Below are 14,422 nucleotides of genomic sequence, written 5' to 3' on the forward strand. Positions count from 1 at the left end.
TATCGATGTGACGACCTCAGGCTTTTAATTGAGCTATCAGCTCTCCTTTACTGTTTATATTAAGTTTGCGGTAAATTCGCTTGATATAAACCCGTACTGTATCAACGGCTAAGTTATATCGATCAGCCACAAGTTTATAACTAAGTCCGTCGGCAATACCCTTTGCGATTTGCAATTCGCGGGCAGACAGCAGGTCTTCCTGTAGTTGTGCATGATGGATCCGATCTACCATTTCACGCGAGATAAAGGGGCTGATCACAGACCCCCCGTTGTGCGTAGCAATCAGTGCTGATGCGATATTATTTAAACAGGTAGATTTTAATAAGTAGCTCACTGCACCCGCACGAAGTGTTTCGAAAACCATATCAATACTGGCAACCTCGCTTAATATAATTATGTTCGTTTCGGGAAACTCTGCTTTAATTTGTTTAATAACTTTGACAGACGAACCTTTTAATTCTATGAGCGTTAAATGCGGTGGCTTCACTTTTTGCAATATGAGTGGGCCACCTAAACGTTCCAGTTCGAAAACAATATTGAGTTGATGACATCGTTGGTTCGTCAACAGGACTCTAATTGTGGTTCTCGTACGCTCGTCGGGAGCTATTATTCCTACACTTATCATAATTACGATTCATAAAATAGATAGTTGGTAGTTGATGAACAATTAAATTTAATATTGGTTTGATAAAAATGTGAATTTATGTGAAATATATTTGTATAATTAGTGAATAAATGAGAATATATGTATATTAAACATATACACACAAAATTATAAATTGTATTTGATAGCGGTTATGTCAAGTACATTTCCGATTGGCGGCTTTCGTCATTTCGTACGCAATGGCAAACTGAAAATGGTAGATTATATGACAAGGAAAACCACTAGTGCAAAATCTTTATAACGCATTTAAGAAATCCAGGTACTGAGGAACACTTTTTTCAATCCATTCAACAGAGGAGTTGTACTCAATCCCATAGTATGCAAATAATGGCTTGTAATCGGCTTTTACATATTCAAAAGTTAGCTCAAATGGACGGGTTAACTCTTCCAAGGTATATTTGTATACTTCTGATGGGCCATATTCATGTTCATCAACCCCTAACGAAATTGCCAGGGCAATTTTCTTACCTGAAACATGATAACCACTTTTGCTTCCATAAGCCCACCCATGCGTCAAAACTTCATCTAACCATTTCTTGAAAAGCGGAGGGCAATTGAACCAATAATAAGGAAACTGAAATACAATCTTGTCATATTGCTTAATCAGTTTTTGTTCCGCGAGCACATCAATTTTTTCATCGGGGTATACTTCGTATAGCTGATGGACCACATATTTGTCAGGAAATTTATTCAGTTCTTCAATCCATCTACTGTTAACAACCGAATTTTTAATATCGGGATGGATAACGATTACCAATGTTTTCATCTGTTTATTTTTTAATGGTCAGATGGAGCCTGTTGCGTTCATCTGACCAAAATTTTAAAAATTATCTGATGCAAAAATAAAATAGGTAATCCGTTTTTTTTACATTAGCTACCAATTGTGAGGTACTATAAAAAATGTAAGTAATGTCTAAGATTAAAGAAACATCAACAAACTTTGCCAACAAACAGGCTTTAGCCGATGAATGCCCGGAAGCTTATGCTGCAAACATTATTGGCGGACAATGGGCTTTGGTAATTTGTTCCTGGTTAATAAGCGGAAAACTCAGATTTGGTGAATTGAAAAAAAAATTACCAAACATAACCGAACGAATGCTGACCTTGCAGCTGCGGAAATTGGAGGAAAACAAAATTGTGAAACGGACCATTTATGCAGAAGTGCCACCACGGGTAGAATACGAACTAAGCCCAATTGGCTACGAATTAAAACCTATTATTAAACAACTCGAAAAGTGGGGAGAGAAACACAAAAGCCTAACGTAAAAGGAGTAATCAATTTTTAAAACCACCCAAACAGATGGTAGAAATCTACTTCAAGCCTCGCCATTAGCCACAAAAAATAAACAAACACATTGCACAAAAAATTCCCCCGGTAACCAAACGCGGGGGAACAACCAATATAAACCAATAACCAATCTCGATCAGATTTTTTATTTATCCGCTAAACAGCTCTTTGTTGTTATAGAAGTGATCATTTAGTTAAAGCAAAATTATTTCAACTATTTAATCCACAGGAGTATAAATCATAAAAAAACTAGCAAATATGTTTACAATCATAGGAGTCTAAAAACTTAGGCTGCAACCGATCTTAATAGCTGCCTTGACATTTTTCCTACTATTTTAAACATTTATGCTAACCCGCTATATACTTCTAAAAGTAGTTTTGACTTAAGCGACGAAGTCAAGACAAATCTAAGATTGGAGAATATCTTGACAACCATCCTTAAGCTAATCAAAACCAAGAAAACCATATTATGAACTAACGATTTATGCAAATGAAAAGATATGTTGTACAAACAGTGCTTTATACCGTCGCACTTCAGGTGCTTAGTATAGGATTACCAGCAAACGCAATTGCTTCAAAAAGGGACAAAACTGAAGCAGCTGGCCTCTCTTCGGCGAAGAGCACGACCGTCAAGCAATTTCGCTCTCAGTCTGTCGAAATGAAGTCACTCGTCCAAAGGACAATTATCGGAAAAGTAAGTGGTGAAAATGGGCAAGCACTTGCGGGTGTTAGCGTCAAATTGAAGGGAACCAGTAGCAGTACAAGCACCGATCAAAATGGATCTTTTAGTATCAATACGCCTAATGACCAAGCCGTTTTAATATTTAGCTATGTGGGCTTTTTTACCCAAGAAGTGCCGATAACGGGAAAAACGAACCTAGAAATTGTGCTGAAAAGTGACTCACAGGCCTTAAGTGAAGTTGTAGTTGTTGGCTATGGTACCCAGCGGCGATCAAGTATCACCGGCGCCGTATCTTCCGTAAGTGCCAAAACACTTGTCGAATTGCCTGTGGCTAGTACGGACCAGGCGTTGCAGGGACGTGTTGCGGGATTAACGGTTACGAATAATGGCTCACCCGGCACCTCCCCTATTGTTGCGATTAGGGGTATCAGTTCCATCAGTTTTGCTTCCGACCCACTTTATGTAGTGGATGGTTTTCCCACCGCTATATCAAACATAGACGCGCGAGATATTGAGTCGGTTGATGTCCTTAAAGATGCAAGTTCTGCTGCTATTTACGGCTCACGTGCCACCAATGGTGTGGTCATGATTACCACCAAAAAAGGGTCAGCACGCGATCGCATACAGGTAAATTTCGATTCTTATTTCGGCATACAAAGTCCGAGTAAGAAGTTCAACTTATTAAATACTGCACAGTATTTACAATATGAACGGGCGCTGAACGGCGCCGATGCGGCACTTCCCCCACGTTTGGAACCTGAAAATTTTAATCAACCGATCTATGATGGCGCTACACAAACTTTTGCGCAAACGAATACGGATTGGCAGGATGCCTATTTTCGTAATAACCAGCCTCTTCAGCAATACAACCTTTCATTGAATGGTGGAAATGAGCAGTCACATTTCTATACGGGTGTCGGTTATTTCGATCAACAAGGTATTGCCGAAGGTCTCTATTATAAACGACTTAATTATCGGCTTAATTCCGAACACGTGATCAGTAAACTTTTCTCTTTTGGTGAGAATTTTTATGTGAGTCAATCCAAGCAGCGTTTTGATGTGCCTGCGGGCAATCGCACGCCCATTGTGAATATGATTCGTATGCAACCCTACCTACCTGTATATAATCCTAATAATCCCGGTGGTTTTATGGGACCTCAAAACAGCTTCGATGCATCCGATCCGATCAATCCCGTAGAAATAGCCAATCTCGTCAAAAATATCAACAATACGACTCGTATCCTGGGAACGGCTTATATAAGATTGACGCTTACACCTTGGTTGAAGTTTACGTCAACTTATGGCGTAGATCATTCCAACATTGCTATACAAAATTACACCCCTATACATAACGATGGCGGCACCTCCATTGTCAATATCGCTACGATTGAAAATCAACGACAATTATATACTACGCATCTTTTTACACAACAGCTGAGTTTCGACAAATCTTTCGACAGTCATAACTTGGGTGCAACCCTTGTTTACGAAAGTCAAGGACAACGTTATCGTAATGAAACAGCCAGCGGTAACCAGAGTACCAATCTGGTAAAAACACTTAACGGCGCCACCAATGTTACCGCAAATAGTCTATACGAAACAAACCTGATCCGTTCCATGTTGGCTCGTGTAACCTACGATTATGACGGGAAATATCTCTTTACGGCTTCCATCCGACGCGATGGGCTGTCTGTTTTCGCACCAGGCAATAAGTATGAAAACTTCCCGGCGGTATCGGCTGGATGGAAGATAGATCGCGAATCCTTTATGGAGAATACCCCTTGGATTTCCGAATTTAAAGTGCGCGGGGGTTATGGTATTACTGGTATCAACGGCATTCTATTAGGCAATTACCCTTATTTACAACCCATCCAACGAAATCAAGCCACTTATCCATTTAATGGAACCATTGTAAATGGAAATGGATCATTCTATAATGGTTTGAGCAATCCTGAATTAGCGTGGGAAAAAACAAAACAGACTAACATTGGCTTAGATCTTGGCTTTTTGGACAATAGAATCACCTTGGTAGCGGAATATTTTAAACGAAAAACAGATAACCTGATTCTTACCGTACCTACTCCCACCAGTTTTGGTTTTAACGGCACGGGTACCCTAGCAAATGTAGCAGCCATGCAGAATCAAGGGTTCGAGTTTCAATTGGGGTACCACAAAACCAGTGGTGATTTCACCTGGAATGTAACCGGCTTGATGAGTATTATCCGTAATAAGGTTTTACGTCTAAATAGCGAGAATGCTTCTATCACTGCTGGTGGGGATGCTGACTTTGGCGGGGGTGGCCCGCTCACCAATACCGTAGTTGGCCATCCTGTTCAATCATTTTACGGCTACATTGTTGATGGTATATTCCAAAATCAAGCGGAAATCGATGCCCATGCCACACAAAATGGAGCAGCGCCAGGCGACTTGAAATTTAGAGATCTAGATGACAACGGCATCATCAGCGATGGAGACCGGACATTCATCGGTAGCTTTATGCCCAAATTCACTTATTCGCTAAATTTTTCTGCAAACTATAAACATTTCGATCTTGCCTTATTTTTTCAAGGCGTACAAGGCAACGACATTTTTAATGCTGCCCGCATTATTCGTGAAGGTATGCCTCGGCTTTTTAACGCTGATCAATCTGTCCTGAACGCTTGGACTCCGCAAAACACCAACACGTCCATTCCACGTGCCGTGAACGGAGATCCCAACCAAAACGTACGACCTTCAACCCGCTGGATCGAAGATGGATCTTATTTGCGATTAAAGAATATAATGCTTGGTTACACGGCACCGGACCGATGGATAAAAGGCATTGGTTGGACTAATATCAGTCGACTCCGCTTTTATGCCTCCGCTCAGAACTTATTCACCGTAACAGATTACACGGGCTTAGATCCGGAAATTGGTTCTAAAAATGGCACGTTAACCAATGGTGTCGACTATGGGCAATATCCAAGTCCACGCTCTTTTCAATTAGGCATTCAGGCATCATTTTAATTATAATCCGATGAAAACGAAAAAACTAATCATGCAATCCCTGGTAATCTCAATAGGTTTCATGGGTTTATATTCTTGTAAAAAAGATGCATTAAACACCAATAATGAAAATGTAGTATCGACCGATCAATATTTTAAAACAGCGGTTGAGCTGCAAGCGGGCACCAATGCTATCTACGCCACGATAAGAGGCATCAATTTGGTAGCTCGTGAATGGTACTTTCTTCACGATCTACGCAGTGACGATGTTGCTGCCGGCGGCAGTCAACTAGAGGTACCGAGAGCGCAAATATTAAATGGGAATGTAGACCCCACCAATAGCGTGATGAATGCTGTTTGGAACGGACTTTATACAGTTATTCATCGAGCTAATACTGTTATTGAAAATGGTCCTAATGTAAGTGATGATCTGGCGTTACGCGACCGCTGTTTAGCAGAAGCTAAATTTTTACGCGCTTGGGCCTATTTTGAATTGGTATCTAAGTGGGGAGGTGTTCCGATGTACACAGAAACCGTTAAATCACCGTCGGACTATCAACCACGGGCTGAGGTTGGTACCGTATATCAATTTATAGGGCAAGATCTGCAAGAGGCTGCGAATATACTTCCAGGGAAATCCGGCACCGAAAATGGCAGAGCAACGCAGGCAGCAGCCAATGCCTTACTCGGGCGGGTACTGATGCAACAGGGCGATTATACCGGCGCCAAAGAAGCCTTTCTCAAAATTCCAACCGCCGGTGCAGACGGTTATCGTTTAACCGACCGTTATCTGGATAATTTTGAAGAGGAAACAGAATTCAACAGCGAGTCAATTTTCGAAATTGTTTATGTCGATAAAGGCGATAATGATTTTAACTGGGGTACCGATGATTCACCCAACGCAGCCCAATCGACCATACGCAATCAAGAGTATAATCCAGTTGCGTGGCGCAATCTCATTCCTTCCAACAAACTACTGAACGAATTTGAAAATACGGAAACAGGTGCCCAAAAAACAGATCCACGATTCTCCTATAGCTTTTACCAAACCGGCGACCGCTACAACAATGGCGCAGATGTACTCACCGATGCGGATCAAAACAACAATTCATCCCTAGTTAATGGCATCCGGAAAAAAGTTAGTTTCCGGAAGTTTATGATTATCTATAAAGAAAGTAAAAGCAAGGCTAGTTACCATCCCGGCGGTAATAATCAGCGAATTATCCGCTATGCTGAAGTGTTAATCAATTTAGCGGAATGCGAAGCAGAACTAGGTAACTTAACCGCGGCGGTGAGCTATTTAAATCAGGTGCGCACCAGAGCAAGTGTTGCCATGCCTCCCTACCCTACCGCTCAATTTCCGGTAGCTACCAAGGAGGATGTAACCAAAGCCATTATACACGAAAAGTCTGTTGAATTATCAAACGAATCGTTGCGCAATATCGATATTTTACGCTGGCGGCCAAAAGGTTATTTTACTGTAGAGCCCATTACTTATTTCCGACGAGGCCGTGATGAATTGCTACCCATCCCCCAAGCAGAGCTCGACAACAACCCACAAGTTAGTGGAAATCAAAACCCAGGTTATTAAAAGACGATACTAAAAAAAAGAGTTATAATAAATATGAGAAAAAAAATATCCATATGGCTATTAGCCATTCCATTTATTTATGCATGTTCAGGTAATCAGCAACAGTCAAAAAAAAGCGAAAAGGGGGAAGAGCAAAGGCAACGCTTCTTGTCTCCTCCTTTGATCCGTTCTATTTATACAGCCGATCCATCAGCCCATGTTTTCGATGGTAAAATATACATTTACCCATCCCATGATATTGACGCAGGTACCCCTGAAAATGATAATGGTGAACACTTTGCTATGCGTGATTATCATGTTTTATCAATGAATGACATTAATGGACAAGTAACTGATCACGGGGTTGCTTTGGATGTTAAAGATATCCCTTGGGCAAAGCAGCAACTATGGGCTCCGGATGCGGCTTATAAAAATGGCACCTATTACCTATACTTTCCCGCAAAAGACAAGAATGATATTTTTCGAATCGGCGCAGCCACTTCCACAAATCCAATGGGTCCTTTTAAAGCGTTGAAAGAACCAATCGAGGGAAGCTACAGTATGGATCCTGCCGTCTTTATAGACGATGATGAAAATGCTTATATGTACTTTGGCGGTATTTGGGGAGGGCAATTACAACGGTGGGAAACCGATAGTTATGAAGCAAATGGTTCGCTCACTGACTTAAAGCAGGATGATGCACCCGCTATTAGCTGTCGTGTGGCCAAACTGAAAGCAAATATGATCGAATTTGATGGACCCGTGGAGAAGGTACTCCTCGTAGATAGTGCAGGGAAGCCTATTCTAGGAGGAGATCACAATCGCCGTTTTTTTGAAGGAGCTTGGATGCATAAATATAAGGGGCGCTATTACTTTACCTACTCAACAGGCGACACCCATTTCTTGGCCTATGCCATTGGCAATTCGCCGATAGGGCCATTTACCTATGCTGGCCATTTCATGAAGCCCGTTCAGGGCTGGACCACCCATCATTCGATTATTGAAACCGAAGGCAAATGGTATATTTTCTACCATGACACCGAACTATCTGGAAAGACACATTTAAGGAATGTAAAGGTTACAGAGCTTACCCACAATCCAGACGGAACATTAAAAATGATTGATCCGTTCAAGATCGATTCGCTATCAAATTGATAATTTAGGTAAGCTAATAACAATAAAGAAGAGATGAATAGACAAACCCATGTATTCCATTGCTACCTATCAGTTTTAAGCTTGCTTGCCTGCCTGATTTTCATATCTTTAACCTCAGTAGCGGCGATTAAACTACCCAAGCTAATCAGCAATAACATGATTCTTCAACGTGATCATCCCATACAGATTTGGGGTTGGGCCAAACCAGGGGAAAACATAAAAATTAAGTTTAATGGGCATCAGCGTAGCATTAAAGCCAACAAAGCAGGCAATTGGCACCTTCTTTTACCCGCTATGCCAACCGGGGGGCCTTATGATATGCTGATCGAAGGGGAGAACATAATACACTTAAAAAACATCCTGCTGGGCGACGTTTGGTTCTGCTCGGGGCAATCTAATATGGAACTCCCCATTTCAAGAGTAGCCCCTAAATATCAACAAGAGATTGACACGGCACATGCGCCCGCCATCCGACAGTTTAAAGTACCTTTAAGCTATAATTTTAAGGAAGTGGCAGTAGACGTGACCTCGGGCGAATGGAAATCGGTTATGCCTCAAGAGGTGCTCGACTTTTCGGCAGTAGGTTATTTCTTTGCTAAACAGTTACAAGAAAAATTGAAGGTGCCAGTTGGCATTATTCATTGTGCAGTGGGCGGCTCTCCTATTGAAGCTTGGTTATCGGAAGAAACCTTACAAAAATATCCCGATTTACTGGCGAAGACACAAGAGTATAAAGATAGTTTATTAGTCGATAGTATTAAAAAAACCGATAAACGAAAAACTGAAATTTGGCATGCAACTTTGGATGCAAAAGATGAAGGACTAACAGAAGTTCCAAAATGGTATGAAAGTTCTTATACATTTCAAAAAGCTAAGGCCATACAAATACCGGGCAGTTGGGATGCGCGCGGAAGCGTTTGGCTCAAAAAGGAGTTTACACTGCCTGCTTCTGTTCCAACGCAAGAGGCCATGCTCCACTTGGGAAGAATTGTAGATAGCGACCAGGCTTATATCAATGGTGTTTTAGTTGGATCTACAGGGTATCAATATCCACCGAGACGCTATAAGATTCCGCCTGGGCTTTTAAGGCCGGGAAAAAACACCTTGGTGGTCCGAGTAATAAGTCAAGGCAAACATGGTGAATTTATACCAGATAAAGAATATCAGTTAACGACAGCTTCAGATACCATCAGTCTAAAAGGGGATTGGAGCTTTCAAGTCGGTGCCCGCACACAAGCCTTCCCAACAGATCTTGTTACCTTTCAATACCAACCAACCGGGCTATCTAATGCAATGGCAGCTCCTATTTTTCCATACAGCATCAAGGGTATCTTATGGTATCAGGGTGAGTCAAATATCGCTACTTATCAACGCTACTCCTCCCTACTCACCGATTTAGTCAAAGAATGGCGGAAAAAATGGGATGATCACGATTTACCTTTTCTATACGTACAATTGCCCAACTATAACCCCAAACAGCAACAACCTACCGAAAGCGGTTGGGCAAATTTGCGTGAAGCACAACGACACAGCCTTAACATCGCTCATACCCACATGGCCATAGCCATTGATTTAGGCGAATGGAATGACATACACCCTTTAGACAAGAAAAATGTAGCAAAACGGCTAGCCTTATTGGCCTTGAAAGATGTATATCACCAGAAAGGAATTATAGCTTCAGGGCCTGTACTTAAATCATGGGAAGTCAAGGGCAATCGGGTCGAACTTCGATTTGATGACCAAGGAGCCGCCTTAGATTTGCGATGTGAAAACAATTTATCAGGCTTTACATTAGCCGGTACAGATGGTAAATTTGTTTGGGCGAACACTGAAATACAAGGAAACATGCTTATTCTTAGGGCTCCAAGTATTGAGCGACCGACAAAAGTACGATATGCCTGGGCGGACAATCCCATAGCGGGACTTTACAATACAGCTGGTCTACCAGCATCCCCTTTCGAGATTGATTTAAGTAAAAAATCCGAAAGTCCTTAACGTTATCAAAAGGAAAGAAGTTGATTAGTAAACGCTTCTTTCCTTTTGATTGCTAGTCAGAACTTTAATTTAAGGTTTGCAATGCAATACCGCCACGCTTCCCTCCACCCCTTCTCCTTGCACCTTAATTTTAATGTCTCCTTTTTGAAGACGCTTGGCACGTACAATTGCTAAACAACGCCCATTGAATGCCGGACGTTTGTGAGAAGCAAATGAGATCAAACTCGCTGCATCGCCATTATCCGTCCCTACGATCTCTGCAGGTCCTTCAATGGAAAACTCCAGCAGACAATCCGACCGGGGTACCATTTGATTATTTTCATCCACGATATTAACGGTTACAAACACCAGGTCCTTACCATCGGCTTTCAGCTCGCTTTTATCTGCCGACACCACCAGACGCTTTGCTTTTCCTGCAGTCCTTATGATATCCGCCGCCCAAAGCTTTCCTTCTTTATAGGCAACTACACGCAACTCACCTGGGGTATAAATTACTTCGTCCCATCGCAGTCGGTACATGCCCTTTTCTTTCTTTTTTCGTCCCAATGATTTCCCATTCAGAAACAACTCAGCCTCATCTCCTGACGTAAAAACATGTACGGGCACTGTTTGTCCAACCCGCTCAGGCCAAGTCCAATGCGGCAATATATGAGCCATCGGTAAATCCGGACGCCACTGCGATTGATAGAGATAATAACGGTCCTTTTTGAAGCCCGCCAGGTCAATAAGTCCAAAGTAAGAACTTCTAGAAAGATAGTAAGGTGTTGGTTCCCCCAGGTAATCCCAGCCGCTCCATACAAAGCTGCCAGCCACATAAGGATGTGCATCCATCGTTACAAAAACCTTGTCGGGCCCCGAACCAAAAGGCACGGAGTACAATTCATAGGCGCTTACTTGCTGACGAAGCGAATCGCCGCCCTGTCCTTCCTTTACAGGTGCGCTATTCCCTGGATAAACCGGTAAAAAATATTCACCACGACTGCTTACTGCAGCTGCATTTTCACTGCTCAATATCATCTTATTGGGAAATTGCTTTCGGAACGCGGGAAATAGCGGTGGTGTTGTTATACCTTGTAAACCACTATAAGCCGGGCCGTTTCGAATGCCTTCCCCTTGGTAGTTCAAACTAATAACATCAACCACGGCAGGCAAGGGCATAGGAGGTTTTGCATAATTCATGGAAACGGTGCTTGGCCTCGTTCGATCTTCCGCCTTTACAATTTCTTGCAATCGGGCCGCCAAACTAGCTCCCGCAGTATCGGTATACTGTTCGCCAACCTCATTGCCATAACTCCAAAGGATGACCGAAGGGTGATTACGATCACGCCGTATAAAGGCTCTGATATCCTGTTCATGCCAGTCAGGGAAAATCAAGTGGAAGTCCAAGGGTGTTTTCTTCAAATTCCAATTATCAAAAATCTCATTCACTACCAGAAATCCCATACTATCGGTCAGTTCCAGCAATTCAGGAGCTGGTGGATTATGGGCCATGCGGATGGCATTGCATCCCATATCGCGTAATATCTCCAATTGTCTTTCGGCCGCTCGTCGATTGAAGGCGGCTCCCAAAGCTCCTAAATCATGATGTTGATTCACACCCTTCATGAAAGTACGTTGGCCATTTACTAACAAACCGCTATCGGGATGAAAAACCAAAGATCGAATGCCAAACCTTGTTTCATAACGATCCACTAATTTGCCATTTGTATAAACTGACGTCAAAGCGACGTAACGATTTGGACACTGTTCTGGTAAAGGGCCCCACAACTTGGGTTGCTTTATCAAGGTCTTTCCGTGTATTTTGGTACTCTTCTTGGCTTCAATATGCGCATTCATGGCAGAAAAACTTGCAGCAGGCCTCGCTTGCCTTTGGCCTTGCTCATCTAACAAATAACAGTCTGTTATAACCTTTACTTCTTTATCCGCATCGCCATCATTATCTATTTGGATGACAAGATGTATTTCCGCCTCTGCTTTCGAAAGTGTTCTCGTTTCCAGCTGTGTTCCCCATTGACCAATGTGTATGGGTGCTGTTTTAATGAGCCAGACATCGCGATATAAACCAGCTCCAGGGTACCATCGTGATGAGCTGGGTGGATTGTCGAGCCTTATGGCTAATTGATTTTCTTTATCCGGAATGATGTAAGGTGTTAAATCTAATTGCCAAGAGGCGTATCCATACGGCCAGCCGCCTACCAATTTACCATTCAACCACACCATCGCATAAGACATTGCCCCTTCAATTTCCAGGAAAATTGAACGCCCAGCATCCGATACCGGTATGTCCAATTTTTTACGATACCATGCAACACCTTGTATTGGTAGACGTCCCATACCTCCACCGATCGGTACATCCCAACCTTTATAAAAAGGCCCTTTGATGGCCCAATCATGTGGTAGATTGACAGTTTCCCAATTATTATCGTCAAAATCAGCCTGTACAAAAGGAAAATCAGCCCCTGGGTCACCTGTGGGCCGTCTATAGGGTCTCTTTTTATCGCTAATAAATTTATTTCCTGAAGGCAATATCCAGGACTTTAACACACCTTGCTTTTCTTCAACTTTTATCCCTTCGGTTGGTCTGGCATCTGCGGCTTTACCGTCCACTTTCTCAGCAACTTCCGGCCGAACGTCGTAAAGGAGACTATCCGGTTTCATGGTATCCGGATATTTGTAAAAACGCCATCCTTCATTTAGGTTGAGGTGTACTCTTCCTTTCATCTCTTGCGGAGCAGTTTCTTGTGCTTCGATGAAGAACGGATATAAACACAATAACAAAAGGTAAGGTATTTTCATAATGGCATACGTCAATTGATCTATTGCGAAAATAGTCTGATTGTATGAAGGTAAGCTCAGCTTTTGTTTAAAATTATGCAACAAATGTCAATTTATGAATTAGTTTTTGAAATCAACCACCTTGTAATAAGCTTTTTTCCGTTCCAGTTCGCGGTCAAATAGTAATGGGTAATTTTTACGACCATATACGGGATAACGGTCCAGCCAAGAATAACGATCAGATAAGTTCCAAAAGGTTACATTGGTAATATATTGCCTATATTTTCTAAAAATGGAGAAAATTCTTCCATATTGGTCTATTTGTCTTTGTTCAAGCACAGTTGTCAATGTATCTATTTCGTCAGCACGCTTCGTTCTTCTTTCTTTCTCCCAAGGATATACAGATATGTCCAGTTCGGTAAAATGTAATTGCAGACCAAGCGAAGCGTAACGTTCAATTGCTTGTTCTAGATCAGCAGTAGAAGGTTCGAAAATTGACCAATGTCCCTGTAAACCTACTCCATGAATAGGGATACCAGCATCCACCAGCTTCTTGAGCAAACGATATATACGTTCACGCTTTTCCGGTCGTTCACTGTTATAATCGTTATAAAACAAGAGCGCGTCAGGATCAGCCTCATGTGCATATACAAAAGCCTTCGCAAATATTTCTTCATCGGCTATATCCAACCATTTAGAGAGGCGTAGAAACCGCTGTGGGCTGTCATCAATAGCCTCATTCAATACATCCCAAGCATAAACTTTCCCTTTATAACGCCCAACCACCGTAGTGATATGATCTTTCAGCCTTTTTAATAAGGTATCCTTTGTAACAGCTTTTCCCTGATTATCCAAAAAAAACCAATCAGGTACCTGCTCATGCCAAAGCAAGGTATGGCCTCGAACGCGCAATCTATTTTTTTGTGCAAAAGCAACTATGCTGTCAGCCAAAGCCCAGTTGTACACGTTCCTTTGTGGATGTATAACTTCCATTTTCATCGCATTCTCCGGCGTAATACTATTAAATTCGTGAAGCAATAAATGTGCTTCCTTTCCATTAAGTGTGCGCGCATTAACGGCCACACCTATAGGAAAAAAATCCTTATAATAGTCTTTCAACCCCTGTGTTTTGTCTTGTGCGCATAGCGATTGAAAGCATAACAACACTAAGAACAGATATAAACAGTTAGTACGCCTATGGAATGGCTTGATTGTGTTCACTTTTAATTTCTGATATGACATGTGTTTCTATAATTCAGGTTTATGGATATAATAAGTACTTGATCAAAAGTACTTGTTAACCGAATG

The 14,422-nt window shown here is 42.0% G+C and carries 9 protein-coding genes; 5 read left to right on the forward strand and 4 right to left on the reverse strand.

Annotated features, from left to right (window positions below):
* Nucleotides 1-16: 16 nt before the first annotated feature.
* Nucleotides 17-625: a LuxR C-terminal-related transcriptional regulator gene (locus tag BMY50_RS09630; RefSeq protein ID WP_093322885.1), complete on the reverse strand. Its 609-nt coding sequence runs from the start codon at nucleotides 623-625 to the stop codon at nucleotides 17-19.
* 274 nt (nucleotides 626-899) lie between these two features.
* Nucleotides 900-1,430 carry an NAD(P)H-dependent oxidoreductase gene (locus BMY50_RS09635; protein ID WP_093322887.1) on the reverse strand — a complete coding sequence of 177 codons (531 nt, stop codon included), beginning with the start codon at nucleotides 1,428-1,430 and terminating at the stop codon, nucleotides 900-902.
* 143 nt (nucleotides 1,431-1,573) lie between these two features.
* Here BMY50_RS09635 and BMY50_RS09640 point away from each other — a divergent pair, with 143 nt between their 5' ends.
* From BMY50_RS09640 to BMY50_RS09660, 5 genes are all read left to right on the forward strand, one after another.
* Entirely contained in the window at nucleotides 1,574-1,930 is a 357-nt protein-coding gene (locus BMY50_RS09640; protein ID WP_093322889.1) for a winged helix-turn-helix transcriptional regulator, read from the forward strand.
* A 512-nt stretch (nucleotides 1,931-2,442) separates the two neighbouring features.
* Entirely contained in the window at nucleotides 2,443-5,640 is a 3,198-nt protein-coding gene (locus tag BMY50_RS09645) for a SusC/RagA family TonB-linked outer membrane protein (protein WP_093322891.1), read from the forward strand.
* Nucleotides 5,641-5,650: 10 nt separating this feature from the next.
* Nucleotides 5,651-7,210 carry a RagB/SusD family nutrient uptake outer membrane protein gene (locus BMY50_RS09650; protein ID WP_093322893.1) on the forward strand — a complete coding sequence of 520 codons (1,560 nt, stop codon included), beginning with the start codon at nucleotides 5,651-5,653 and terminating at the stop codon, nucleotides 7,208-7,210.
* Nucleotides 7,211-7,243: 33 nt separating this feature from the next.
* The gene (locus BMY50_RS09655) at nucleotides 7,244-8,344 is read left to right on the forward strand and encodes a glycoside hydrolase family 43 protein (RefSeq protein ID WP_093322895.1); all 1,101 of its coding nucleotides are present in this window, start codon (nucleotides 7,244-7,246) and stop codon (nucleotides 8,342-8,344) included.
* A 33-nt stretch (nucleotides 8,345-8,377) separates the two neighbouring features.
* Entirely contained in the window at nucleotides 8,378-10,339 is a 1,962-nt protein-coding gene (locus BMY50_RS09660; RefSeq protein ID WP_093322897.1) for a sialate O-acetylesterase, read from the forward strand.
* Between the two features lie 69 nt (nucleotides 10,340-10,408).
* Here the strand turns inward: BMY50_RS09660 and galB are convergent, their stop codons facing one another.
* Both galB and BMY50_RS09670 read right to left on the reverse strand, forming a co-directional pair.
* Nucleotides 10,409-13,135, reverse strand: a complete 2,727-nt coding sequence (gene galB / locus BMY50_RS09665; protein WP_093322899.1) for a beta-galactosidase GalB — start codon at nucleotides 13,133-13,135, stop codon at nucleotides 10,409-10,411.
* A 99-nt stretch (nucleotides 13,136-13,234) separates the two neighbouring features.
* Nucleotides 13,235-14,233: an endo-1,4-beta-xylanase gene (locus BMY50_RS09670; protein ID WP_238383703.1), complete on the reverse strand. Its 999-nt coding sequence runs from the start codon at nucleotides 14,231-14,233 to the stop codon at nucleotides 13,235-13,237.
* Nucleotides 14,234-14,422: the final 189 nt, after the last annotated feature.

This window comes from Olivibacter domesticus (assembly GCF_900109575.1).
Taxonomy (GTDB): domain Bacteria; phylum Bacteroidota; class Bacteroidia; order Sphingobacteriales; family Sphingobacteriaceae; genus Olivibacter; species Olivibacter domesticus.

Excerpts from the sequence above, each read along its gene's own strand:
- BMY50_RS09660 (WP_093322897.1), top strand. The coding sequence starts at position 8,378 with ATGAATAGACAAACCCATGTATTCCATTGCTACCTATCAGTTTTAAGC.
- BMY50_RS09630 (WP_093322885.1), bottom strand. The coding sequence starts at position 625 with ATGATAAGTGTAGGAATAATAGCTCCCGACGAGCGTACGAGAACCACA.
- BMY50_RS09655 (WP_093322895.1), top strand. The coding sequence starts at position 7,244 with ATGAGAAAAAAAATATCCATATGGCTATTAGCCATTCCATTTATTTAT.
- BMY50_RS09635 (WP_093322887.1), bottom strand. The coding sequence starts at position 1,430 with ATGAAAACATTGGTAATCGTTATCCATCCCGATATTAAAAATTCGGTT.
- BMY50_RS09640 (WP_093322889.1), top strand. The coding sequence starts at position 1,574 with ATGTCTAAGATTAAAGAAACATCAACAAACTTTGCCAACAAACAGGCT.
- BMY50_RS09650 (WP_093322893.1), top strand. The coding sequence starts at position 5,651 with ATGAAAACGAAAAAACTAATCATGCAATCCCTGGTAATCTCAATAGGT.
- galB (WP_093322899.1), bottom strand. The coding sequence starts at position 13,135 with ATGAAAATACCTTACCTTTTGTTATTGTGTTTATATCCGTTCTTCATC.
- BMY50_RS09645 (WP_093322891.1), top strand. The coding sequence starts at position 2,443 with ATGAAAAGATATGTTGTACAAACAGTGCTTTATACCGTCGCACTTCAG.